The organism is Isoptericola sp. NPDC056134, from assembly GCF_042264825.1.
GTDB lineage: Bacteria > Actinomycetota > Actinomycetes > Actinomycetales > Cellulomonadaceae > Isoptericola > Isoptericola nanjingensis.
Window position 1 is genome coordinate 115,482 of sequence record NZ_JBHJVM010000012.1, and the last position, 23,990, is coordinate 139,471.

Annotated in this window: 22 protein-coding genes; 19 read left to right on the forward strand and 3 right to left on the reverse strand. The window is 73.8% G+C overall.

Annotation, left to right across the window (positions count from 1 at the left end):
* Positions 1-118 precede the first annotated feature (118 nt).
* The 11 genes from ACFCZN_RS13345 to ACFCZN_RS13395 all read left to right on the forward strand — a co-directional run bounded on the left by ACFCZN_RS13345 (position 119) and on the right by ACFCZN_RS13395 (position 14,549).
* Positions 119-1,045 (forward strand): ABC transporter permease, encoded by a 927-nt coding sequence (locus ACFCZN_RS13345; RefSeq protein ID WP_429762536.1) that lies wholly within the window; start codon positions 119-121, stop codon positions 1,043-1,045.
* Positions 1,038-2,015, forward strand: coding sequence for an ABC transporter permease (locus ACFCZN_RS13350; protein ID WP_429762535.1), 978 nt, complete (start codon positions 1,038-1,040; stop codon positions 2,013-2,015). The genes ACFCZN_RS13345 and ACFCZN_RS13350 overlap by 8 nt, the downstream gene beginning before the upstream one ends.
* Complete coding sequence (locus ACFCZN_RS13355) at positions 2,012-3,793, forward strand: dipeptide ABC transporter ATP-binding protein (protein WP_429762534.1); 1,782 nt, start codon at positions 2,012-2,014, stop codon at positions 3,791-3,793. Before ACFCZN_RS13350 ends, ACFCZN_RS13355 begins: the two co-directional genes overlap by 4 nt.
* A 101-nt stretch (positions 3,794-3,894) precedes the next feature.
* Positions 3,895-5,640, forward strand: coding sequence for a BCCT family transporter (locus ACFCZN_RS13360; RefSeq protein WP_429762533.1), 1,746 nt, complete (start codon positions 3,895-3,897; stop codon positions 5,638-5,640).
* 57 nt (positions 5,641-5,697) lie between these two features.
* A complete protein-coding gene (gene typA, locus ACFCZN_RS13365) occupies positions 5,698-7,608 on the forward strand; it encodes a translational GTPase TypA (protein WP_430557097.1) in 1,911 nt (636 codons plus the stop codon).
* Positions 7,609-7,618: 10 nt separating this feature from the next.
* Positions 7,619-8,764, forward strand: a complete 1,146-nt coding sequence (locus ACFCZN_RS13370; protein WP_430557098.1) for a PIG-L family deacetylase — start codon at positions 7,619-7,621, stop codon at positions 8,762-8,764.
* Positions 8,761-9,177 (forward strand): DUF6113 family protein, encoded by a 417-nt coding sequence (locus tag ACFCZN_RS13375; RefSeq protein WP_430557099.1) that lies wholly within the window; start codon positions 8,761-8,763, stop codon positions 9,175-9,177. The genes ACFCZN_RS13370 and ACFCZN_RS13375 overlap by 4 nt, the downstream gene beginning before the upstream one ends.
* A gap of 209 nt (positions 9,178-9,386) precedes the next feature.
* Positions 9,387-11,660: a VanW family protein gene (locus tag ACFCZN_RS13380; protein WP_430557100.1), complete on the forward strand. Its 2,274-nt coding sequence runs from the start codon at positions 9,387-9,389 to the stop codon at positions 11,658-11,660.
* Entirely contained in the window at positions 11,660-12,562 is a 903-nt protein-coding gene (locus ACFCZN_RS13385; protein WP_429762528.1) for a hypothetical protein, read from the forward strand. Before ACFCZN_RS13380 ends, ACFCZN_RS13385 begins: the two co-directional genes overlap by 1 nt.
* 11 nt (positions 12,563-12,573) lie before the next feature.
* Positions 12,574-13,533 (forward strand): prephenate dehydratase, encoded by a 960-nt coding sequence (locus tag ACFCZN_RS13390; protein WP_429762527.1) that lies wholly within the window; start codon positions 12,574-12,576, stop codon positions 13,531-13,533.
* The gene (locus ACFCZN_RS13395) at positions 13,527-14,549 is read left to right on the forward strand and encodes a prephenate dehydrogenase (RefSeq protein WP_430557101.1); all 1,023 of its coding nucleotides are present in this window, start codon (positions 13,527-13,529) and stop codon (positions 14,547-14,549) included. Before ACFCZN_RS13390 ends, ACFCZN_RS13395 begins: the two co-directional genes overlap by 7 nt.
* A 34-nt stretch (positions 14,550-14,583) precedes the next feature.
* Here ACFCZN_RS13395 and ACFCZN_RS13400 read toward each other — a convergent pair whose 3' ends face one another.
* On the reverse strand, positions 14,584-14,880 hold the full coding sequence (locus ACFCZN_RS13400) for a hypothetical protein (RefSeq protein WP_429762525.1): 297 nt from the start codon (positions 14,878-14,880) through the stop codon (positions 14,584-14,586).
* Between the two features lie 73 nt (positions 14,881-14,953).
* Here ACFCZN_RS13400 and fdxA point away from each other — a divergent pair, with 73 nt between their 5' ends.
* The 3 genes from fdxA (at position 14,954) to ACFCZN_RS13415 (ending at position 17,938) form a co-directional block, all read left to right on the forward strand.
* Positions 14,954-15,271 carry a ferredoxin gene (gene fdxA / locus ACFCZN_RS13405; protein WP_429762524.1) on the forward strand — a complete coding sequence of 106 codons (318 nt, stop codon included), beginning with the start codon at positions 14,954-14,956 and terminating at the stop codon, positions 15,269-15,271.
* Positions 15,271-16,422: a succinyldiaminopimelate transaminase gene (dapC, locus tag ACFCZN_RS13410; protein ID WP_430557102.1), complete on the forward strand. Its 1,152-nt coding sequence runs from the start codon at positions 15,271-15,273 to the stop codon at positions 16,420-16,422. The genes fdxA and dapC overlap by 1 nt, the downstream gene beginning before the upstream one ends.
* A gap of 193 nt (positions 16,423-16,615) precedes the next feature.
* Positions 16,616-17,938 (forward strand): citrate synthase, encoded by a 1,323-nt coding sequence (locus ACFCZN_RS13415; protein ID WP_429762522.1) that lies wholly within the window; start codon positions 16,616-16,618, stop codon positions 17,936-17,938.
* Positions 17,939-17,999: 61 nt separating this feature from the next.
* Here ACFCZN_RS13415 and ACFCZN_RS13420 read toward each other — a convergent pair whose 3' ends face one another.
* Entirely contained in the window at positions 18,000-18,857 is an 858-nt protein-coding gene (locus tag ACFCZN_RS13420; protein WP_430557103.1) for a hypothetical protein, read from the reverse strand.
* A 61-nt stretch (positions 18,858-18,918) separates the two neighbouring features.
* Positions 18,919-19,887 (reverse strand): 2,3,4,5-tetrahydropyridine-2,6-dicarboxylate N-succinyltransferase, encoded by a 969-nt coding sequence (gene dapD / locus ACFCZN_RS13425; protein ID WP_430557104.1) that lies wholly within the window; start codon positions 19,885-19,887, stop codon positions 18,919-18,921.
* 31 nt (positions 19,888-19,918) lie between these two features.
* Here dapD and dapE point away from each other — a divergent pair, with 31 nt between their 5' ends.
* The 5 genes from dapE to ACFCZN_RS13450 form a co-directional block, all read left to right on the forward strand.
* Positions 19,919-21,145 carry a succinyl-diaminopimelate desuccinylase gene (gene dapE, locus ACFCZN_RS13430; protein ID WP_429762692.1) on the forward strand — a complete coding sequence of 409 codons (1,227 nt, stop codon included), beginning with the start codon at positions 19,919-19,921 and terminating at the stop codon, positions 21,143-21,145.
* Positions 21,142-22,023, forward strand: coding sequence for a TIGR00730 family Rossman fold protein (locus ACFCZN_RS13435; RefSeq protein ID WP_429762519.1), 882 nt, complete (start codon positions 21,142-21,144; stop codon positions 22,021-22,023). The genes dapE and ACFCZN_RS13435 overlap by 4 nt, the downstream gene beginning before the upstream one ends.
* The gene (folP, locus tag ACFCZN_RS13440; RefSeq protein ID WP_430557105.1) at positions 22,020-23,003 is read left to right on the forward strand and encodes a dihydropteroate synthase; all 984 of its coding nucleotides are present in this window, start codon (positions 22,020-22,022) and stop codon (positions 23,001-23,003) included. The genes ACFCZN_RS13435 and folP overlap by 4 nt, the downstream gene beginning before the upstream one ends.
* A 183-nt stretch (positions 23,004-23,186) precedes the next feature.
* A complete protein-coding gene (locus ACFCZN_RS13445) occupies positions 23,187-23,354 on the forward strand; it encodes a DUF3117 domain-containing protein (protein ID WP_430557106.1) in 168 nt (55 codons plus the stop codon).
* Positions 23,355-23,990: M17 family peptidase N-terminal domain-containing protein (locus ACFCZN_RS13450; RefSeq protein ID WP_430557107.1), on the forward strand; the 636-nt coding region annotated here is incomplete at its 3' end.

Sequence of the window (23,990 nt, forward strand, 5' to 3'; positions counted from 1 at the left end):
ACCCTGCCCCCTATCCTTGTCCTGGCCACACCCCGTCGTGGCCGTCGTCCTGGCAACGAGGCCCGAAACTTGAACCCGTGGCCCTGGGAATCCCGGGGCGAACGAGGAGACAACACACATGCTCTGGTATCTCGGACGCAGGCTCCTACAGGTGATCCCTGTGTTCCTGGGAGCGACGCTCCTGCTCTACGCACTCGTGTTCCTGCGGCCCGGAGACCCCGTGGCAGGCCTGGGCGGGGAGCGCGGTCTCCCCGAGGCCGTGCAAGCCCAGATCCGCGAGCAGTACAACCTGAACGAACCGTTCATCGTGCAGTACCTGCTGTTCCTCAAGGGCGTCTTCACGCTCGACTTCGGCGTCGACTTCCGAGGTCAGGACATCATGGACGTCATCGGCGCGGCGCTGCCGGTCACGTTCCAGCTCGCGATCATGGCGCTCGTCATCGAGGCCGTCTTCGGCGTCCTCTTCGGCCTCTTCGCCGGCATGCGCAAGGGCGGCTGGTTCGACGGCACCGTGCTGGTGATCAGCCTGCTCGTCATCTCCGTCCCGACGTTCGTCATCGGCTTCGTGCTGCAGTTCGTGATGGGTGTGAAGCTCGGCTGGTTCCCCGTCACCGTCGGCAGGGACCCCAACTTCTACAGTCTCCTGCTACCGGCGATCGTGCTGGCAGCGACGTCGTTCGCGTACGTGATCCGCCTGACCCGCACGTCGGTCGCGGAGAACCTCAGTGCCGACTACGTCCGCACCGCGCGGGCCAAGGGGCTCCGTCGCTCGCAGGTCACCGGCCGCCACGTGCTGCGCAACTCGCTCATCCCCGTCGTGACGTTCCTGGGCGCCGACCTCGGCAACCTCATGGGCGGCGCGATCGTGACGGAGGGCATCTTCAACATCAACGGCGTCGGGGGGACGCTCTACCAGGCGATCATCCGCGGCGAGAACATCACCGTCGTCTCGCTCACGACCGTGCTGGTCATCGTCTACATCCTGGCGAACCTGCTCGTCGACCTCCTCTACGCCGCCCTCGACCCGAGGATCCGTTATGCCTGAGAACCGATACGAGACCGTGCCCGGCGGACGGCGACCGCGCCCCGGGCAGGAGCACTTCGCCGCCGAGGTCGACGAGGGCGGCCTCGGTGCCGTCGACGCGGTCAAGACGGACGAGGCGCCGTCCAGCCTCTGGCGCGACGCGTGGCGCCAGATGCGCCGCCGCCCCATGTTCTGGGTCGCGGCCGTGATCATCCTGCTCGTCATCACGGTGGCGGCGTTCCCCGGCTGGTTCACGTCCGTGCACCCCCGCTTCGACTGCGAGCTCGCCAAGTCGCTCGACGGCCCCGAGCCCGGGCACCCGTTCGGCTTCGACAAGCAGGGCTGCGACATCTACGCGCGCACCATCTACGGTGCCCGCGCGTCCGTGCTCGTCGGCGTCATGTCCACGGCGATGGTCGTGATCCTCGGCACCATCATGGGGGCCGTCGCCGGCTACTTCGCCGGCTGGTTCGACGTCATCCTGTCGCGCATCACCGACATCTTCTTCGCGATCCCGCTGGTGCTGGCCGCCATCGTCATCATGTCGATCACCACCAACCGGACCAGCTTCACGGTGGCCCTGGTGCTCGCCGCCTTCGGGTGGACGTCGATCGCCCGCATCACGCGCGGCACCGTGATGTCCGTGAAGAACAACGAGTTCGTCACCGCCGCCCGCTCGCTCGGCATGGGGCGCGGCAAGATCCTGCTGAGGCACGTGCTGCCCAACTCGGCCGCACCGATCATCGTGTACGCCACGGTCGCGCTGGGCACGTTCATCGTCGCGGAGGCGACGCTGAGCTTCCTCGGCATCGGCCTGCCGCCCAGCACCGTGTCGTGGGGTGGAGACATCGCGCAGGCCCAGCGGGCGATCCGCCAGGCCCCCGAGATCCTCTTCTACCCGGCCGCCGGCCTGGCCATCACGGTGCTCGGCTTCATCATGATGGGCGACGTCGTGCGCGACGCCCTCGACCCGAAGGCACGGAAGCGATGACGACACAGTTCCCAGTGACGAACGGCAACCAGCCCGTCGGTGAGGGCGCCGGCCGCAGCTACGAGGCGGGGACCGACAAGCCCCTGCTCGAGATCCGCGACCTCGAGGTGTCGTTCACGACCTCCGAGGGCGTCGTGCACGCCGTCCGCGGTGCCGACATCACCGTGTACCCCGGTCAGTCGGTCGCGATCGTCGGCGAGTCCGGGTCGGGCAAGTCGACCACCGCGCACGCCGTGATCGACCTGCTGCCCGGCACCGGCAAGGTGACCGGCGGCAGCATCACGTTCGACGGTCGCGAGATCGTGGGCCTGCCCCGCACGGAGATCGAGGCGATGCGCGGCCGGGACATCGGCCTCGTCCCGCAGGACCCGATGTCCAACCTCAACCCGGTGTGGCGCATCGGCACCCAGATCGAGGAGGCCCTCAAGGCCAACGGCTTCGAGGGCGGCAAGCGGGAGCGCAAGGAGCGTGTCGCCGGCCTGCTCCAGGAGGCCGGGCTGCCCGACGCCGAGCGGCGGGCGCGCCAGTTCCCGCACGAGTTCTCGGGCGGCATGCGCCAGCGCTCGCTCATCGCGATCGGGCTGGCCTCGCGGCCGAAGCTCCTCATCGCGGACGAGCCGACGTCGGCCCTCGACGTCACGGTGCAGCGGCAGATCCTCGACCACCTCGACGTGCTCACGCAGGAGCTCGGCACCGCCGTCCTGTTCATCACGCACGACCTGGGCCTGGCCGCGGAGCGCGCCGAGCACCTCGTGGTGATGTTCAAGGGACGTGTCGTCGAGTCGGGCCCGGCCCAGCAGATCCTCGCGAACCCGCAGCACCCGTACACGCAGCGGCTGGTCGCCTCGGCGCCGTCGCTCGCGTCCCGCCGCATCCAGGTGGCGCACGAGCAGGGCGAGGAGTCGGACGAGCTGCTGGCGCCCGACCTCGAGGCGACGGTCCCGCTCCGGGCTGCCGGCAAGGCGGCGCAGTCGGACATCGTCGTGGCGAAGAACCTCACGAAGGTCTTCAGCATCCGTGGCGGACGCCCGGGGGCGTCGACGGACTTCAAGGCCGTCGACGACGTGAGCTTCACCCTCCAGCGTGGCCACACGCTGGCCCTGGTGGGCGAGTCCGGCTCCGGCAAGTCCACGGCGGCGAACATGGTGCTGGGCCTGCTCGACCCGACCTCCGGGGTCGTCGAGTTCGACGGCGCGGACGTCGCGAAGTACTCGCCCAAGGAGGCCTTCGCGTTCCGGCGGCGCATCCAGCCGGTGTTCCAGAACCCGTACGGCTCGCTCGACCCGACGTTCTCCATCTTCCGGTCGATCGAGGAGCCCCTGGCCCTCCACAGGGTCGGCGGCAAGAGGGAGCGCGAGAAGCGGGTGCGGGAGCTCCTCGACATGGTGTCGCTGCCCCAGTCGGCGATGCGCCGCTTCCCGAACGAGCTCTCCGGCGGTCAGCGGCAGCGCATCGCCATCGCGCGTGCGCTCGCCCTGCGTCCCGAGGTCATCGTGCTCGACGAGGCCGTGTCGGCCCTCGACGTGCTCGTCCAGGCGCAGATCCTGGAGCTCCTCGGGAACCTTCAGGAGGAGCTGGGGCTCTCGTACCTGTTCATCACCCACGACCTCGCGGTCGTGCGGCAGATCGCCGACTCGGTGGTCGTGATGCAGAACGGTCGGGTCGTGGAGCAGGCCACCACCGACGAGGTGTTCGACAACCCGCGCCAGCAGTACACGCGCGACCTGCTCGCCGCCATCCCCGGTGCGGGGCTGGAGGGCGCGGCGATCGCGGGCTGACGCCCCGGCGTGGCCCGACGGGGGCCGGCGCACGACCAGGTCGTGCGTCGGCCCCCGTCGTCCGTTTGCCGAGGGGCGGACCCGGCGTCAGGGTGAAGGGCATGGCAGGGGCATCGACGCTGGCCCGCGGGGTCTTCTATCCGGCAGCAGGCATCATCTTGCTGTTCGTCCTGGTCGCGGTCCTCTTCACCGACGCCACCGACGCCGTGATGACCACGCTCCAGGGCGAGGTGATCGGCGCCTTCGGCTGGTACTACGTGCTCCTGGTGGCCGCCTTCGTCATCTTCGCGATCTGGATGGGGCTGAGCCGCTTCGGCGACATCGTGCTCGGCCCGGACGACGAGGCGCCCGATTTCAAGCTCCCCGTGTGGTTCTCCATGCTCTTCGCCACCGGCATGGGCATCGGGCTCGTCTACTACGGCGTGTCCGAGCCGTTGTCCCACTTCGTCACCCCGAAGCCCGGCGTGACCGGCGACGACGCCGCCCTCGCCCAGGCGGCGATCTCGCAGACGTACGTGCACTGGGGCATCCACGCCTGGGCGATCTACGTGGTGGCCGGTCTCGCGCTGGCGTACGCGATCCACCGCAAGGGCCGTCCCGTGTCGATCCGCTGGGCCCTCGAGCCGGTGCTCGGCGACCGCGTCAAGGGCTGGCTGGGCAACGTCATCGACGTCGTGGCGATCATCGGCACCGTCTTCGGCGTCGCGACCTCCCTCGGCCTGGGCGTGCTGCAGGTGGCGCACGGCCTGGGCTATCTCGACGTCGTGGAGCCGAGCACCGCCCTCGAGCTCGGCCTGATCGCGGCGATCACCGCGCTCGCGGCGTTCTCGGTGGCCTCGGGCCTGTCCAAGGGCATCAAGTGGTTGTCCAACGGGAACATGGTGCTCGCAGGAGTCGTGCTGGCCGTCGTGCTGGTGCTGGGCCCCACCCTGTTCATCCTGCGCAGCTGGGTGCAGTCGTTCGGGTACTACTTCGCGAACGTCATCCAGATGACGTTCGACACCCTGGCCTTCCGGGGCGACGAGGGCCTGGCCTGGGAGTCGAGCTGGACGATCTTCTACTGGGGCTGGTGGATCTCCTGGGCACCCTTCGTGGGCGTCTTCATCGCGCGGATCTCGCGCGGGCGCACGGTGCGCGAGTTCGTCCTGGGCACGCTGGCCGTCCCGATGGCCGTCGCCACGATCTGGTTCAGCGTGTTCGGGGGAGCGGGGCTGCACCAGGAGATGACGGAGCCCGGCAGCATGCTGGATCCCGCGACCGGAGGCGTGAACACCGACACGGCGATGTTCCAGCTCTTCGACAGCCTGCCGGGTGCCGGGACGTGGCTGTCCGTGGCGGGCATCGTGCTGGTGGTCATCTTCTTCGTGACGTCGTCCGACTCGGGGTCGTTCGTGGTCGACATGCTTGCGAACGGCGGCGACCCGAACCCGCCGCTGTGGAGCCGGCTGTTCTGGGCGATCCTCGAGGGCCTGGTCGCGGCAGCGCTGCTCCTGGCGGGCGGGCTCACGGCGCTGCAGACGGCCGCGATCCTCATCGCCCTGCCGTTCTCGCTGGTCCTCATCGGGATGGCGGTGTCCATCGTCAAGGAGCTCAGCGTGGAGCACCGGCAGATCGTGCGCGCCGAGCGTCGCGCCGCCCGGGCGGAGCTCACGGAGCACGTCACGGAGAAGGTGGCGACCACGCTGGCCGGCCGGTGGGAGAACGTCCTGCCGCCCGCGCCGGGCGCGCTGCGGCTGCGCGTGCCGCGCCGTCGGGAGGCGAAGGGACCACCCGGAACAGCGCCCGGAAGTGCGCCTGGGAAGCCGCGGGAGGCGGGCGGGGACGAGCAGCCTGGACCGGGCGGGTAAGATAGCGGCGGCCCGATTGACGGGTCGCCTCCCCACCCCAGGAAATGAGACCCGTAGATGTCTGTGCGCTCCGACCTGCGCAACGTGGCGATCGTCGCCCACGTCGACCACGGCAAGACGACCCTCGTGGACGCCATGCTGCGCCAGGCAGGCGCCTTCTCCGCCCACCAGCACGTGGACGACCGCGTCATGGACTCCGGTGACCTGGAGCGCGAGAAGGGCATCACCATCCTCGCGAAGAACACCGCGGTCCGGTACGCCGGCCCGGCGGCGGCGGAGGAGGGCGAGCCCGACGGCATCACCATCAACGTGATCGACACCCCGGGGCACGCCGACTTCGGCGGCGAGGTCGAGCGCGGCCTGTCCATGGTGGACGGCGTCGTGCTGCTGGTCGACGCGTCCGAGGGCCCGCTGCCCCAGACCCGCTTCGTGCTGCGCAAGGCGCTCGCCGCGAAGCTGCCCGTGATCGTCGTCGTGAACAAGGTCGACCGCCCCGACGCGCGCATCACCGAGGTCGTGGGGGAGACCACCGACCTGCTGCTCGGCCTCGCGAGCGACCTGTCCGACGAGGTCCCCGACCTCGACCTGGACGCCATCCTCGACGTGCCCGTCGTGTACGCGTCGGCCAAGGCCGGCCGCGCGTCGATCGACCAGCCCGCCGACGGTGCGCTCCCCGCGAACGAGGACCTCGAGCCGCTGTTCGGCACCATCCTCGAGAAGATCCCCGCGCCGACCTACGAGGCGGACATGCCGCTGCAGGCGCACGTCACGAACCTCGACGCGTCGCCGTTCCTCGGGCGGCTCGCGCTGCTGCGCATCTTCAACGGCACCCTGCGCAAGGGCCAGACGGTCGCCTGGGCCCGCCACGACGGCACCCTGTCGAGCGTGCGGATCACCGAGCTGCTCGAGACCAAGGCGCTCGACCGCGTGCCCACCGAGTCCGCGGGGCCCGGCGAGATCGTGGCCGTGGCCGGCATCTCCGACATCATGATCGGCGAGACCCTCACGGACGTGGACGACCCGCGCCCGCTGCCGCTCATCACGGTGGACGACCCGGCGATCTCGATGACCATCGGCATCAACACCTCGCCGCTGGCGGGCAAGGGCGGCAAGGGCCACAAGGTCACGGCGCGCCAGGTCAAGGACCGCCTCGACTCCGAGCTCATCGGCAACGTGTCGCTCAAGGTGCTCCCCACCGAGCGCCCGGACGCGTGGGAGGTGCAGGGCCGTGGCGAGCTGGCCCTGGCGATCCTCGTCGAGCAGATGCGCCGCGAGGGCTTCGAGCTCACGGTCGGCAAGCCGCAGGTCGTCACGAAGCAGATCGACGGCAAGCGGCACGAGCCGATGGAGCGCATGACCATCGACGTGCCGGAGGAGTACCTCGGCGCCGTCACCCAGCTGCTCGCGCAGCGCAAGGGCCGCATGGAGACGATGAGCAACCACGGCACCGGCTGGGTGCGCATGGAGTTCATGGTCCCGGCGCGCGGCCTCATCGGATTCCGTACGCAGTTCCTCACCGAGACGCGCGGCACCGGCATCGCGGCGTCCATCTCCGAGGGCTTCGAGCCGTGGCACGGCCCGATCGAGTCGCGCAACACGGGCTCCCTGGTCGCCGACCGTGCGGGCAAGGTGACGCCGTTCGCCATGATCAACCTGCAGGAGCGCGGCTCGTTCTTCGTCGACCCCACGCAGGAGGTCTACGAGGGCATGATCGTCGGCGAGAACTCCCGCAACGAGGACATGGACGTCAACATCACCAAGGAGAAGAAGCTGACGAACATGCGGTCCTCGACCGCCGACAACTTCGAGAACCTCATCCCGCCGCGCCACCTCACGCTCGAGGAGTCCCTCGAGTTCGCGCGCGAGGACGAGTGCGTCGAGGTGACGCCGGAGGTCGTGCGGATCCGCAAGGTCGAGCTCGACGCCACGGCGCGCGCCCGGGCGACGGCGCGGGCCAAGCGCGCCTGACCCGCTCCCGGTGACCGGCCCCGCCGCGCCCGCCCCGGAGCAGCCGGTGCCCGACGGCGGGCTGCTCGCGGTGCACGCGCACCCCGACGACGAGACCCTCGCGACCGGCGCGCTCCTCGCGTCGTGGGCGGCCGCGGGTCGGCCGGTCGCCGTCGTCACCTGCACGCGCGGCGAGCGCGGCGAGGTCATCGACACGCCGTCGCACCCCACCGGCCTGGCGCGCCTCGAGGGCGACGGCCCGGCGCTCGCTGCGCACCGGGAGACCGAGCTGGCCGCGGCCCTGGCCGCGCTCGGTGGCGGGCCGGGCGTCGTCGGGCACGTGTTCCTCGACGCCGTCGACCTGTCAGACGCTCAGGTCACCGGGGTGCGCCCCGGGTCTGACCCCGCCGGCGAGGCGCGCGCGGCGTTAGACGTCCAGCCCACCGGGATGCGCCCAGGGTCCGACAGGCGGTTCGAGGACTCCGGCATGGCGTGGGTCGCGCCGGGAGTGGCCGGGCCGGCGGACGACGCGCCCGCGACGGCGTTCGTGCGCGTCCCGCTCGACGACGCCGCCGCGCGTCTGGCGGCCGTCGTGCGCGCCCGCCGCCCCGACGTGGTGGCGACGTACGAGGAGCAGGGCGGGTACGGGCACCCGGACCACGTCCGCACGCACGAGGTCACGGTGCGGGCGCTCGCCCTCGCGGCCGACCCGGACGCCCCCGTGCCCGGCGAGCCCTGGGGCGACGCCGAGCTGTGGCGTGCGGTGACGCCGTCCGCCGCGCTCCGGGCGGGGCGCCGCGCGCTGGCCGCCGTGCCCGCGGTCCAGGACCTCGCGGCCCGCACCGGGCTGACGTTCCCCGACCCGGACGAACCTCTGCCCCCGCTCGCGCGCCACGACGCGGAGCTGCGCGACGCCGGGCCGCACGACGTCGCCCAGGTCGCCGTCGCCCCGGTGCTCGACCGGGTGCTCGCCGCGATGCGCGCGCACGCCACCCAGGTGCAGCACGCCACCGGGGCCCCGGAGGCGGCGCTGCCCGGTGCCGACCTGCCCGGCTGGTACGCCCTCAGCAACGCCGTGCTCGCCCCGGTGCCGGCGCACGAGGTCTACCTCGTGTCCTCGTCGCCCACGGCGCCGGACGTCGCGGCACGCCGGACGCCGGTAGGCTCGCGCCGATGACCGGCCCCGAGCACGCGACGTCTACCTCGCCCGTTCCCCCCGCGGGTGCGGGCCGGTGGTGGAGGTCCGCCGCGCGGACGCTCCTGGCCGTCGCGCTGGGCGGCGTCGTCGGGGTGCTCGGCACGGTCGCGCACCGCACCCAGTGGCACGACCTGCCCGCCGGCATCGTGCTGGCCCTCGCGATCACGCTGTCCACGGCGGTCCTGTGCCGCGCGTGGGCCGGGCTGGGCCCGCTGCTCGCCGCCGGCGCCGGCTGGGTCGTGGCCGTGCAGGTGCTGGCCGTCGCGGGGCCCGGCGGGGACGTGCTGGTCCCTGCCCAGGCGGTGGGCCTGGTGTGGACCTACGGCGGCCTGGCGATGTTCCTCGTCGCAGCCTTCCTGCCCCGGTCCTGGTTCTCCGACCGGCGGGGCTGACGCCCGGTCCACGCGGCCGCCTGTGAGCGTCCCGTGCGCGCCACCCGGCCGGGCGTGACGAAGCTGTGCGGACCGGCGTCCGATTTGGCGCTTTCACCCGGACTTGCGCCGAGGCGGTCGGTGCCGCCCGAGTAGGATCCCCCAGGCGGGTCTGCCCGCTCACCTGTCCCCCGGGGCGTCGCCCCGCACCCCACCCTGACGGAGCATGCATGGGTCACCCGACCGAGCGCGAGCCGGACCCCGCCGGGTCCGCACCCGCCGAGCCTGCGCGCCCCGAAGCCGAGCCCGAGCCCCAGGCCGGAGTGCCCGCCGCGGCGCCCGAGGAAGCCGGTGCCGCCGAGCCGTCCGCCGCCGAGCCGTCCGCCGCGCCCGAGGCTCCAGCCGCGCCCGAGGCTCCCGCCGCCCCCGAGGTCGCGCAGCCCCCGGTCGCGCAGCCCCCGGTGGCTCAGGGGCCCGCCGCGACGGCGCAGGCTCCCGGGCAGCCGGCCGACGACGAGCCGGAGACGCCGTACGAGCCGCGCGTGCGGCTGTACGAGCAGCGCGTCATCGCGACCGTGCCGGCACCGTCGGGACCGCCGACGCAGGCGCTGCCGGCGGTGGCGGCGTCGGTCGCCGGCCCTTCGGCGGCCCCGGCCGGCCCGGCGTTCGCCGGCGGCCCTGCGGACCCGGCCGGGGCGGCCACGCCGCCGCCCGCGGACCCGGGCTCCCCGCTCGACGGCCTGGCCGGCGACGGTGCGCCCAGCCGCGCACCGAAGGTCGCGCTGTGGGCCGGCGTCGGGCTCGTGGTCGTCGCGGGCCTCTACGCGGGGGCGCAGTGGGCCGTCGCAGGGACGGTGCCGAAGGGCACCAGCGTCGCCGGGGTCGAGATCGGCGGGATGGACACCGGGCCCGCGGTCGCGGCGCTCGACGACGGCCTGGGCGAGCGTGCCGCCGAGCCGATCGACGTCCGGGCGGGCGAGGCCTCGAGCACGATCGACCCGGCCTCCGCGGGCCTGTCGTTCGACGCGCAGGCGACCGTCGACGGGCTCACGGGGTTCTCGCTCAGCCCCGCGCACCTGTGGGAGCACCTCGTCGGCGGCGACGCCGTACCGCCCGTCGTCGACGTCTCCCGGCCCACGCTCACCGAGGCGGTCTCCGGCCTGGAGGACTCCCTGAAGGTCGAGCCGGTGGACGGCTCGGTCGGGTTCAAGGGGGCCAAGGCCGTGTCCACGGACGCGGTCGAGGGGTCCAGCGTGCTGGTCGACGACGCCGTGGACGCCGTCGTGGACGCCTGGCTCGTCACGTCCGGGCCGGTCGACCTGCCGACCGAGGTCGTCGAGCCCGCGGTCACGCAGGCGGAGACGGACGCCGCCCTCGAGCAGGCGCAGCAGGTGGTGAGCGGCCCCGTCACGGTCGATGTGGGGGAGCAGTCCGCGGAGCTGACCCCGAAGCAGCTCGCCAAGGCGACGTCGTTCAAGAACTCCGACGGTGAGCTGAAGGCGCGGTTCGACGGCGAGAAGCTGGTCTCCGACGTCGTGGACGACACCGACGACCTGCTCACCGAGCCGGACGACGCGCACTTCGTGTTCGCCGGCGGCAAGCCGGTCGTCGAGGGCGGGGAGCAGGGCACGACGCTCGACCCGGACGACACCGCGTCCGCCGTCGGCGATGCCGCCCTCTCGGACGACCGGACGACCGAGGTGAAGCTCGTCGAGCGCGAGCCGGAGCACACCAAGGAGGCCCTCGAGGACATGGGGGTCAAGGAGGTCGTCTCGTCCTTCTCGACCCCGCTCACGAGCGAGCCGATCCGCACCCGCAACCTCGAGCGGGGCGCCCAGATCGTCACCGGCACCCTCGTGGCACCGGGGGAGACCTTCTCGCTGCTCGACACCCTGTCACCGATCGACGAGTCGAACGGCTTCGTCGCGGCCGGCGTCGTGAGCAACGGCGTGCACACCGACGCCGTGGGCGGTGGCCTGTCCCAGATGGCCACGACCACGTACAACGCCGGCTTCCTCGCCGGGTACGACGACGCGGGCCACCAGCCCCACAGCTACTGGTTCAGCCGGTACCCCGCGGGGCGCGAGGCGACCATCTACGTGGGCGCCATCGACATGAAGTTCACCAACGACACCCCGTACGGGGCCGTCATGCAATCGTGGGTCTCGGGCGGCGAGCTGCACGTGCAGATCTGGTCGACGAAGTACTACGAGGTCACGAAGCAGGCGGGCGACAAGCGCAACGTCGTGCCGGCCACGGCCGTGCACAAGTCGGGTGCGGGCTGCGAGCCGTACCCGGGCGGGAACGACGGGTTCACGATCACGAACTACCGGCAGGTCTTCCACGACGGCAAGCAGGTCAAGGACGAGTCGAAGACCTGGACCTACAAGCCCGACAACCCCGTCGTGTGCGACCAGCCGAAGGCCGACCGCGACGACGACCGCCAGCCCAAGGACGACGGCAAGGACGACGCCGCCGACGACGGGAAGGCCGAGGAGGACTGATGCTCGGACGCTCGGAACGCGAGTCCCCGGCGCACGCCGCGCAGGCGGCGCACGACGCGGGCTGGTCGGGGGTCGCCCCCGGGTCCGCGGTGGCCACGGCCGTGCCGGACGAGTCGATCGAGCTGCTGGACCTCGGCACGACGTCGGACACGCTGGCCACCGTGGCGACCATCGACGACCTGGCGGCGGTGGTGCACCTGGGGCATCCGGAGCAGCCGTCGCCGGGGCTCGAGGAGGCGCTGCTCGCCGGTGAGCCGTCGCTCATCGTCACGGCCGCCGTGCCGGTCGCGCCCCAGTGGGTGTGGGTGGCCCCGGCGGGCGCTACGGGCGGCCAGGTGGTCATCGACGAGGCGGGGATGCGGGACTGCCAGGACCTGCTGCGCGCCATGGGCGTGAGCCCGCGGCTGGTGCCGACCCGCACCCCGGTGGACGAGCGTGTCGCGCTGGCGGGTGCGGCCGGCTCGCTCGTGGTCGAGCGGTCCCGGGTGCCCGCCGGCTGGGTCGAGGTACCCGGCAGCGAGCGGCTCGCCGGGAGGCGGCCGGTCTGGTACGGGCTCCTCGAGGCGCGGGCGGCATGGCCGCGGTTCGACGTTCCCGCCCAGGTGTGGCTCGCCGTCGGGCCGTCGGACGACCACCGCGGGTCCCTGCAGCACACGCTGGCGGTCCTGTCGGCGGCGGGCGTCGACCTGCAGCACCTGCGCAGCCACCCCTCGGCCCACGGGCCGCACGTCTTCTTCACCTCGTTCGGCTGCGCGAGCGTCGACGTGCTCGACGGGCTCGTCGCGGAGCTCGACGGGCGCGGCGTCGCGCACCGCACGCTGGCCGTGCTGCCGGGCGAGGGCTTCGTGCCCGGCCCCGTGCCGCTGGCGCCGCGGTGGGCCACCGGCCCCGCCGGGGCGTGAGGGGGCGGCGGATGAGGATCGCGTACCTCGGGCCGGAGGGCACGTTCACCCACGAGGCGGTCCGGCGCTGGGCCGGCGCACGGACGAGGGGCGGCGACGCCGCGCAGCTGCCGCTGGCCACCGTCCGGGAGGTGCACGACGCCGTCGCGTCGGGCGCCGCTGACCGCGGGGTGGTGGCGATCGAGAGCTCCGTCGAGGGGTACGTCGTGCCGTCCCTGGACGCGCTCGTGGGCAGCCCCGACGTGGTCGCGGTGGACGAGGTCGTGCTGGACGTCTCCTTCGACGCGTTCGTCCGTCCCGGGCACGCCGACCCGTCGGGGCTGCGCGAGGCGACGGCGCACCCGCACGGCCTGGCGCAGTGCACGCGGTTCGTCGCGGAGCACGACCTGCTGCCCGTGCCGGCGTCGTCGAACGCGGCCGCGTGCCGCGACCTCGCCGACCACCAGGTCGCCTTCGGGCCGAGGCTGTGCGGAGAGCTCTACGGGCTGGAGACGCTCGCGACGGGGGTGGAGGACTTCGCCGGCGCGCGCACGCGGTTCGTCGTGCTGTGCCGCCGGGACGACGCGACCGCCGCGTGGGCGCCGGTGCGTGCGGCGGGGCACGCCCGCGACGCGTGGCGCACCATGGCCGCCGTGACCCCGGTGGTCACCGGGCCGGGCGTGCTGGCGCGGGTCACGGCGGAGTTCGCCGAGCGCGGCGTGAACATGTCGAGCCTCGTGGAGCGCCCGTTGAAGGTGCGCGAGAGCCAGTACGTGTTCGTCGTGACGCTCGACGGCGCCCCCTGGGAGCCGCAGGTGCGCGACCTGTTCGCCGCCCTGCTCGGCGCGGGCGACTCGCTCAAGGTGCTCGGCGCGTTCCCCGTGGCGCCCGGCGGGCCGGGCCTCGACGGCGTGCTGCCCGACCACGTGCCGACGGGCAGCGTGCTGGGCTCGGACGACGACGCGACGGTCGCGCGGGGCCTGCTGTGGTGAACGACGCGCGGGACGGCCGGGTCGGGGTCGTCGGCCTCGGCCTGGTCGGCGGGTCGCTCGCGCGGCTGCTCGCCGCGCGCGGCGTGGACGTCGTCGCGACGGACACCGACGCCGGCACCCGCGGCGACGCGCGCGCCGTCGGGCTGCGCGTGGCGGACGATCTGGCGGACCTGTGCGCCGAACGTCCCGACGTCGTCGTGCTCGCCGTCCCGCTGCGCGCCGTGCGCACCACGGCCGCCGAGCTCGCGCCGCTGCTGGCGGGTGGCGACGCGACCGTGACCGACGTCGGCTCGGTCAAGGGCCCGGTCCGGGCAGCGGTCCTCGCCGCGGGGCTGGGCGACCGGTACGTCGGGGCGCACCCGATGGCCGGCACCGAGCACAGCGGCTTCGCCGCGTCCGACGCCGGCCTGCTCGACGCGGCGCCGTGGGCGGTGACCGTGGCCGAGCCGGGGGGTGCTGCGCCCGACGAGCCCCGGCGTCTGGCGCAGGTGCTGCGCCTGGTGACGGGTCCGCTGGCCGGCACCGCCGCCGTCGTCACCGACGACCGGCACGACGAGGCGGCCGCCCTGGTGAGCCACGTGCCGCACGTGCTCGCCACCCAGCTGCTCAACGCCGTGGCGGGCGCGCCGGTCCGCGACCTCGCGCTGGGCCTCGCCGCCGGCAGCTTCCGCGACGGCACCCGGGTCGCGCTCACCGACCCGGCCCGCACGGAGGCGATGGTCACCGAGAACGCTGCGTGGGTGGCGCCCGCGCTGCGCAAGGCGGTGCGCGACCTCGAGGTCGTGATCGGCGCCCTGGAGACGAACGGCTCGCTGCACGACGTCTTCCACGCCGCCGACGACGTCCGCGAGCTGCGCGCGGGGGGCCGCGCGCGCCCGGCGGGTCCCGAGGAGTCGCTGCCGGTCGGCGACGCCTGGACGTCCGGCCTGGTCGACGACCTCGTGGCGCGCTGCACGGCGGGCGCCGTCGTCGTGGGCGTCGACGACGGCGCGGTCCGGGTGCGCGCGCCGCGCTGAGCGGTACGACAGCCTCGCAGGCTCGGGCCGCGGCTCAGGTCTGGTCGGGCCGCCCCCGCCGCGGTCGCCGCGGCGGGACCGGCTTCACGGCCTCGACGTCGTCGGCGGCGACGGCCACCTCCGGCAGGTCGGGGGAGCGGTCGGGGCGCACGCGCAGGCCGGCGGGCCCGACGGCCGTGAGAATCCCCACGACGTCCGCCCACCGGGCCCCGTGCTCGGCCGCCTCGGCGGGGGACAGGCGCCGCCGCACGACGACGCGGGTGCCCGCGGGCACCCCGCGCCAGGCGGGCGGGGGTACGGCAGGTGGGACGGCTGACGGCGGAGGCACCACGTCAGCGATACTAGAGTTGGTTCGGCGCCCGGCTCTCCGGCGCGCGCCCTCGTCACCTGGAAGGTAGCCCGCAGTGACCTACGTGATCGCTCAGCCGTGCGTCGACGTCAAGGACAAGGCGTGCATCGAGGAGTGTCCCGTGGACTGCATCTACGAGGGCTCGCGCTCCCTGTACATCCACCCGGACGAGTGCGTGGACTGCGGCGCCTGCGAGCCGGTGTGCCCGGTCGAGGCCATCTACTACGAGGACGACGTCCCCGAGCAGTGGAAGGACTACTACCGCGCCAACGTCGAGTTCTTCGACGACCTCGGCTCGCCCGGCGGCGCCGCGAAGATGGGGCTCATCGAGAAGGACGACCCCATGATCGCCGGCCTGCCGCCCCAGGCCTGATGGGGTTCGCCGACCTCAGCGGACTGCCCTACCCCTGGGACACGCTCGAGGACGTGCGGGCGACCGCCCGTGCGCACCCCGGCGGCGTCGTGGACCTGTCGATCGGCACGCCGGTCGACCCGACCCCGCAGGTCGTGCGCGACGCGCTCGCCGCGGCGTCCGACGCCCACGGCTACCCGCTGACGCACGGCACGCCCGCGCTCCGGGAGGCCGTGACGGGCTGGTTCGCCCGCCGCCGCGGGGTCCCCGGTCTCGACCCGGACGCCGTGCTGCCCACCGTCGGCTCCAAGGAGCTCGTCGGCCTGCTGCCGTCGCTGCTGCGCCTGGGCCCGGGCGACGTCGTCGTGCACCCGGCGGTCGCCTATCCCACCTACGACGTCGGGGCGCGGCTGGCCGGTGCGACGCCGCTGGCCACGGACGACGTCGACGCCTGGGCGGGGCGCCGCGACGTGCGCCTGGTGTGGGTCAACTCGCCCGGCAACCCGACCGGCGAGGTCGCCGACGTCGCGCACCTGCGCCGCGTGGTGGAGGCGGCGCGGGAGATCGGCGCCGTCGTCGTGGGCGACGAGTGCTACGCCGAGCTGCCGTGGGCCGACGCCTGGGTCGGCGACGACGGCGTCTCGCGGGTGCCCAGCCTGCTCGACCCGCGAGTCACCGGGGGTGGCACCGAGGGTCTGCTCGCGGCGTACTCGCTGTCGAAGCAGTCCAACGTGGCCGGGTACCGCGCGGCCTTCGTGGCCGGCGACCCCACCCTCGTGTCGGGTCTCCTGGCCACCCGCAAGCACCTCGGGATGATCGTTCCCGCGCCGGTCCAGGCGGCGATGACCGCCGCCCTGGGCGACGACGCGCACGTCGCGGCCCAGCGCGAGGTCTACCGCGGCCGCCGCGCCGCGCTGCTCGGCGCGCTCGGGACGGCGGGCTTCGTCGTGGACGGTTCCGAGGCCGGCCTCTACCTGTGGGCCCGCCCGGCGGACGGGACGCCGCTCGCGGGCGCGACGTCGCGCGACCTCGCGGCGTGGTTCGCCCGCCGCGGCATCCTGGTGGGGCCGGGGGAGTTCTACGGCGACGCGGGGCGGTCGCACGTCCGCGTCGCGCTCACCGCACCCGACGGGTCCGTGGCCGAGGCTGTGGCGCGCATCACAACTCTGTGACCCGACGGATGGCTGCGGCTGGGTGAGGGATTGGAACACCTTGGTGTTGGGGGGTAGGTTCGACCGCAGGCCGAGGTAGCCCTGGAGGATGCCACGGCCGGCGTGCCCCGGGCCGCCCCCGTCCCAGAGTCACGAGTCACGCGCCCACCGGTCCCGTCGTCGGGAGTCGGCAGGCCCGTCACGGAAGGAAGACATGACGTCCACCACGCCTGCCGCAGGCACCACGGGCGACTCCGCCTCGGTCGAGCTCGTCGTCGACGGTACCGCTCGCCAGCTGCCCGTCGTCCCCGCCACGGAGGGCAACGACGGCATCGTCGTGTCGTCCCTGCTGAAGGACACCGGGCTCGTCACGGTCGACCCCGGGTTCACGAACACCGCGTCGTGCCAGTCGGAGATCACGTACATCGACGGCGACCAGGGCATCCTGCGCTACCGCGGGTACCCCATCGAGCAGCTGGCCGACTCGTCCACCTTCCTCGAGGTGGCGTACCTGCTGATCCACGGCGAGCTGCCCTCCCCGGCCGAGCTGTCGGCGTTCGAGGAGCGGGTCAACCGCCACACGCTGGTGCCGGAGGGCTTCCGTGCCTTCCTGTCGTCGTTCCCGCGCGGCGGCCACCCGATGTCGATCCTGGCCTCGGCGGTCAACGCGCTCGCGACGTACTACCCCGAGTCGCTGGACCCGCACGACCCGGAGGCGGTCGAGCTCGCCACGGTGCTGATCCTCGCCAAGATCCGCACCATCACGTCGTACCTGCACCGCGCCACGCGCGACGAGCCGCTGATGTACCCGGACTACGCCCGCGGCTACGTCGACGACTTCCTGCGCATGACGTTCTCGCGGCCGTACGAGCAGTGGGAGTCCGACCCGGTGCTCGTGTCCGCGATGGACAAGCTCCTCATCCTGCACGCGGACCACGAGCAGAACTGCTCGACGTCCACCGTCCGCATCGTCGGCTCGTCGAACGCGACGCTCTACGCGTCGGTCGCCGCCGGCATCAACGCGCTGTCGGGCCCGTCGCACGGCGGCGCCAACGAGGCGGTGCTCACGATGCTCGAGAGCATCCGCAGCGGCGACGACTCTGTCGAGACCTTCATGAAGAAGGTCAAGAACAAGGAGGCCGGCGTCCGGCTCATGGGCTTCGGCCACCGCGTCTACAAGAGCTACGACCCGCGCGCCGCGATCGTCAAGAAGCACGCGGACGCCGTGCTGGGCCAGCTCGGCGCCAAGGACGAGCTGCTCGACATCGCCCGCGGGCTCGAGGAGATCGCGCTGCACGACGACTACTTCGTCGAGCGCAAGCTCTACCCGAACGTGGACTTCTACACCGGGCTCATCTACAAGGCCATGGGCTTCTCGCCGGCCATGTTCACGCCGCTGTTCGCACTGGGCCGCATGCCCGGCTGGATCGCCCAGTGGCGCGAGATGATGAACGACCCGCAGACCAAGATCGGCCGCCCGCGGCAGGTCTACACCGGTCCGACCGAGCGCGACTACGTGCCGCTCGAGCAGCGCTGAGGCTCTCGCCTCCAGGACGGGTACCGCACCGACGCCGGCCGTCGGCCCGCGACCAGGACGATCACGACAGGACGATCGTCACCTGGCCGTCGGGCCGGCGGTCGGCGTCGTCGTCCACGACGGACCACGTGCCGTCCTCGCGGGTCCACACCTGTGCGTCGGCCCGCACCTCCTGCGCCCCGGAGACGGACGCCGTCGCGACCGCCCAGTGCGCGACGGCCCACGTGGCGAGCTCGCCGTCGAGCGGCACCGCGGTCGCGTCCACGACGACGGCGTTCACGTCCTCGGCGGACGTGTCGGCGCGCAGGGCGTCGGCGGGCAAGCCGAGGTCGCGCGCGCCGCGCTCGGCGAGCAGGTCCCGGGCGGCTGCGCCGGACGGGGCCTCGTCGTCCTCGGTGGGCGGCAGGTCGCAGGTGATCGCCCCGGGGGAGTGGCCGGTGAGCGCGGACGCCCAGGCCCGCGACCGGGTCTCGTGCTGCGCGTACGCGTCGGGGAACCCGGAGCGCTGCACCGCCTGGGCGGCGACCGTGACCTCCAGGTTCTCGTAGCCGTCGACCTCGACGAGGCCGTCGTAGAACTTCCCCGTCGAGTAGACCGGGTCCATGATCTCGTCGACGGTGCCCCACCCCTGGGAGGGGCGCTGCTGGAAGAGGCCCACCGAGTCGCGGTCGCCGTAGTCGATGTTGACCAGCCGGGACTCCTGCAGCGCCGTCGCCAGCCCGATCGTGGCCGCCCGGCTCGGCAGCCCGCGCTGCACGGACGTCCCGACGATCAGGGCGGCGTTGTCCGCCTGGACCGGCGTGAGGTACCACGACGTGCCGTCCAGCTCGGCCGCGCACCGCTGCACCGAGGGCGTGTCGACCCGGTTGAGGAACCAGACGACGCCGGCCGTCGCCCCGGCGCCGGCGACGAGGACCACGGCGAGGGCTGCGCCGGCAGCCCCCCGCCGGCCTCTCCGCCGGCCCCGTCGGCCGGACACCTCAGTTGGCGTGCAGCGCGGCGTTGAGCTCGATGCCCACGCCGCCCCGCTCCAGCACCTCGACCGCGCCGGTGCGCGAGTTGCGGCGGAACAGCAGGTTGTCGCGACCGGCGAGGTCGCGGGCCTTGACCACCAGCGGGTCGCCGTCGGCGCCCATCTCGCCGAGCACGGTGACCTTGGTGCCCGCGGTGAGGTAGAGGCCGGCCTCGACCACGCAGTCGTCGCCGAGCGGGATGCCGAGGCCGGCGTTGGCGCCGAGCAGCGACCGCTCACCCACGCTGATGACCTCCTTGCCGCCGCCCGACAGGGTGCCCATGATCGACGCGCCGCCGCCGACGTCGGACCCGTCCCCCACGACGACCCCGGCGGAGATCCGGCCCTCGACCATGGAGGCACCGAGCGTGCCGGCGTTGAAGTTGACGAAGCCCTCGTGCATGACGGTGGTGCCCGACGCGAGGTGCGCGCCGAGGCGCACGCGGTCGGCGTCGGCGATCCGCACGCCGGCGGGCACGACGTAGTCGACCATGCGCGGGAACTTGTCGATCCCGTGCACCGTGACGGCGCGGCCGGTGTCGGCGCGCAGGCGCAGGCGCGTGGCCTCGAAGCCTTCGACGGCGCACGGGCCGTGGGACGTCCACACCACGTTGGTCAGGACGCCGAAGAGGCCGTCCAGGTTGAGGCCGTGGGGCTGGACCAGGCGGTGGGAGAGCAGGTGCAGCCGCAGGTACGCGTCCCGGGTGTCCTGGGGGGCGGCGTCGAGGTCGATCACGGTGCGCACGACGACGACGTCCACGCGGCGCGCGTCGTCCCGCTCGGTGAGGGCGTCGAGCTCGGCCGGGATGTCGACGTCGGTCTCCGGCGGCGCGCCCAGCACGGGCGCGGGGTACCAGACGTCGAGCGTGGTGCCGTCGTCGGCGACCGTGGCGAGACCGAGGCCCCAGGCGGGGCGGGAGAAGGCAGGCGTCGTCATGCGGCCCAGCGTAGTCGGCGCGTCTGCCACGATGGTGCGCGTGACCACGGACAGCACACCCCCTTCTCGCGACCCCCACCCCGGCCCCCGCGCGGACGCCCGCCTGGACGCCCTGCTCGACCCGGAGACGGTCGCGACGTCGGACCTCGTGGACCTGCTGGCCGCGATCTGCGACGTCCCGTCGGTCTCCGGCGACGAGGCCGCGCTCGCGGACGCCGTCGAGCGGGTGCTGCGCGCCCAGCCCCACCTCGACGTGCTGCGCGACGGCGACGCCCTCGTCGCCCGCACCCGCCTGGGCCGCGCCCGACGCGTGGTGCTCGCGGGCCACCTGGACACCGTGCCGCTGACCGACCCGCCGAACCTCCCCACGCGCCTCCAGGCGGCCGCGGACGGGACCGTCGAGATGTGGGGCCGCGGCACCGTGGACATGAAGGGCGGCGTGGCGATCATGCTCGCGCTCGCCGTCGAGCTGGGTCGCGCGGGCAGCGAGCCCGCCCACGACGTCACGTACGTCTTCTACGACCACGAGGAGGTCGAGGCGTCGCTCAGCGGGCTGGGCCGTCTGGTGCGGAACCACCCGGAGGCGCTCGAGGGGGACGTCGCGATCCTGGGCGAGTCGAGCAACAACGGCATCGAGGGCGGCTGCAACGGGACGCTGCGCGTCGAGGTCCGCACCCACGGCGTCGCCGCGCACTCGGCGCGCGCCTGGGCCGGGGTGAACGCGATCCACGCGGCGGCGCCGGTGCTCGAACGGCTCGCCGCCTACGAGGCGCGTGAGGTCGAGGTGGACGGGCTGGTGTACCGCGAGAGCCTGGGCGCCGTCGGCATCCGCGGCGGCATCGCGGGCAACGTGGTGCCGGACGCCTGCACCGTCACGGTGAACTACCGCTTCGCCCCGTCGCAGGGCGTCGCCGAGGCGGAGGCGCACGTGCGCGAGCTCTTCGAGGGCTTCGAGGTGGTCGTCACGGACGCCGCCCCCGGGGCCCGGCCGGGCCTCGACGACCCGCTCGTGGCGGACTTCGCCGCGGCCGTCCAGGCCGCGACCGGGACCGCGCCGACGCCCAAGTACGGCTGGACCGACGTCGCGCGGTTCGCCGAGCTCGGCATCCCCGCCGTGAACTTCGGCCCGGGGGACCCCGTGCTGGCGCACAAGGACGACGAGCGCCTGCCCGTGGCCCGGCTCGCGGTGGGTCGCGACGCCCTGCGCGGCTGGCTGCTCGGCGGGCCCGCGGGTGGCGTGGATAGTCTCGAGTCATGACGCGAGCGACGACCTCCCCCAGCGCCCACGGACCCGAGCGCGGCGACGACGGGGTGCCCGAGAAGGGCAAGGGCTACCGCAAGGGGCCCGTGCTGCTGCGGGGCAAGGAGATCCCGGCCCAGACCACCGACCAGAGGCTCCTCTCCGGCGGCGGCGACTCCGACTGGGTGCACTCCGACCCGTGGCGCGTGATGCGGATCCAGTCGGAGTTCGTCGAGGGCTTCGGCGCCCTCGCCGAGGTGGGCCCCGCGGTGTCGGTGTTCGGGTCGGCCCGGACGTCCCCCGACCACCCCGACCACGCGCTCGCCGTCGAGGTCGGGCGGCTGCTCGCCGAGGCCGGCTACGCGGTGATGACGGGCGGCGGCCCGGGGATCATGGCGGCGGCCAACGAGGGGGCGCACCACGCGGGCGGCACGTCCATCGGGCTCGGCATCGAGCTGCCCTTCGAGCAGGGCATGAACGAGTTCGTGAACCTGGGCGTGAACTTCCGCTACTTCTTCGCCCGCAAGACGATGTTCGTCAAGTACGCGCAGGGCTTCATCGTGCTGCCGGGCGGCTTCGGCACCTTCGACGAGCTGTTCGAGGCCCTCACGCTCGTGCAGACCCACAAGGTGACCGAGTTCCCGATCGTGCTGGTCGGCTCCGACTACTGGGGCGGGCTGCTGGAGTGGCTGCGCACCGCCGTGGCGGACCGCGGGATGATCGGCCGGGCCGACCTCGACCTGCTGCACCTCACGGACTCGCCGGAGGAGGCCGTGCGGTACGTGATCGAGCGCGGGCGGGCCCTCGCCGCCTCGGAGCGCGAGGCGTTGGACGAGCTCGTCGAGGACCAGCGGGACGCGGCTGACGACGCGGGCGAGGCGGCCGACGCCTCGTGACGACCGACGCCCCGTCCCCGGCCGGCGTCCCGGCGGCGGGGACCCCGCTGGTGCTGCGCGGGCGGGAGGTCGGCCGCGGCCCCGACGGGGTGCTGCGGCCCGTGGTGATGGCGATCGTCAACCGCACCACGGACTCCTTCTACGCCCCGGCCCGGCGGCCCGACGACGGCGCCGCGCTCGACGCGGCGCACCAGGCCTGGGCGGACGGCGCGCAGATCCTCGACGTCGGCGGGGTGCGCGCCGGCGTCGGCCCGGACGTCGACGAGGCGGAGGAGATCGGCCGCGTGGTCCCCTTCGTCGCGCGGGTGCGCGAGGAGCTGCCCGACCTGCTCGTGTCGGTCGACACCTGGCGCTCCGGCGTCGCCCGCGAGGTCGTCGCCGCCGGGGCGGACCTCGTCAACGACACCTGGGCGGGGCACGACCCCGCGCTCGTGGAGGTGGCCGGCGCGGCGGGGGTCGGGGTCGTGTGCTCCCACACCGGCGGGGCGGTGCCGCGCACCGACCCGTACCGCGTCGAGTACCCGCCCGTCGACCACCCGTCCGTCGACCAGGCCGGGCCCGGGGAGGCCGCCGACCCGCGCGACGGCGTCCTGGACGACGTCGTCGCGACGCTGCGCGCGGCCGCCGCGCTGGCCGTCGCCTGCGGCGTCCCGCCACGGTCGGTGCTCGTGGACCCCACGCACGACTTCGGCAAGAACACCTGGCAGTCGCTGCACCTCCTGCGCCGCACCGCCGTGCTCGCGGGGCTCGGCTACCCGCTGCTCATGGCGCTCAGCCGCAAGGACTTCGTCGGGGAGACGCTGGGGCTGGCCCCCGGCGACCGGCTGGAGGGCACCCTCGCGGCCACCGCGCTCGCGGCCTGGCAGGGCGCCACCGTCTTCCGCGCCCACGACGTCGTCGCCACGCGGCGCGTGCTCGACCTGGTCGCCGCCGTCCGCGACGAGGCCCCGCCGGCCGCCGCGCTGCGCGGCCTCGCCTGAGGCCGCCTGACCTGGCCGGGCCGGGCCGGGTCTCGCCAGTCGACCCCTGACGTCCGGGGTGTGGAAGTCAGGGGTGGGTTCTGACCTAGAATGGTGGGGCGCGCCTCGTCTCGCCCCCGCCGACCGGCGGGCAGCGGGCAGGGGGCAGGCCGAGGAACCGGACAACGGAATGGAGAGCCACAGATGGCTGCGATGAAGCCGCGGACGGGCGACGGGCCGCTGGAGGTCACCAAGGAAGGACGCGGCATCGTCATGCGGGTCCCGCTCGAGGGTGGCGGCCGTCTGGTCGTGGAGCTGAACGCCACCGAGGCGACCGAGCTGGGTGAGGCACTCCAGGCCGTCGTGGGCTGATTGCCCGCACGTGAGCGCCGGGCCTCCGGTCTCTCCGGGCTGCCGCGCACGCTGCCCGAGGTGGTCGGTGCCCGGGGCGCTCTGAGCGACGCGGCACTCCTCGACGACGCGCAGGTCGACGCGGTCGTCGTGGCCGTCGCGCCTCCGCGCGAGGCCGAGGACGGCGTGCAGCCGCGTGCCGGCACCGTCGATGCGACGGTGCGGTACGGCGTCGACCTCGCAGAGCTCGCCGAGCGTGCGGGCGGGCGGAGCTTCCGTGGTGCGTCCGGAGAGGTCGTGCGCGTCGACCTGCCGCGCGCGCACGCCGGTTCCGCGACCCGGCTCCCGTGGGCGGGCCTGCCCCCGCGGATCCTGCTGCTCGGGGTCGGTGCCGGGACGGCGTCGGACCTCCGGCGCGCCGGTGCGGCCCTGGCCCGGGCGTCGCGCGGCCTGGAGCGTGTCGTCAGCGCCGCCACCGCCGACGCCGGTCCCGACGGGGTCCGCGCGTTCGTCGAGGGCTACCTGCTCGCCGCGTACGCCCAGCCCAAGCAGAGCGGGTCCTCGCCGTCCGCGGCAGAGACGGCCGCGGAGCAGCTCGTCCTGCTCACGCCCGAGGACCGGCCCGACGCCGCGACGCCGATCGAGGCCGCGCAGCGC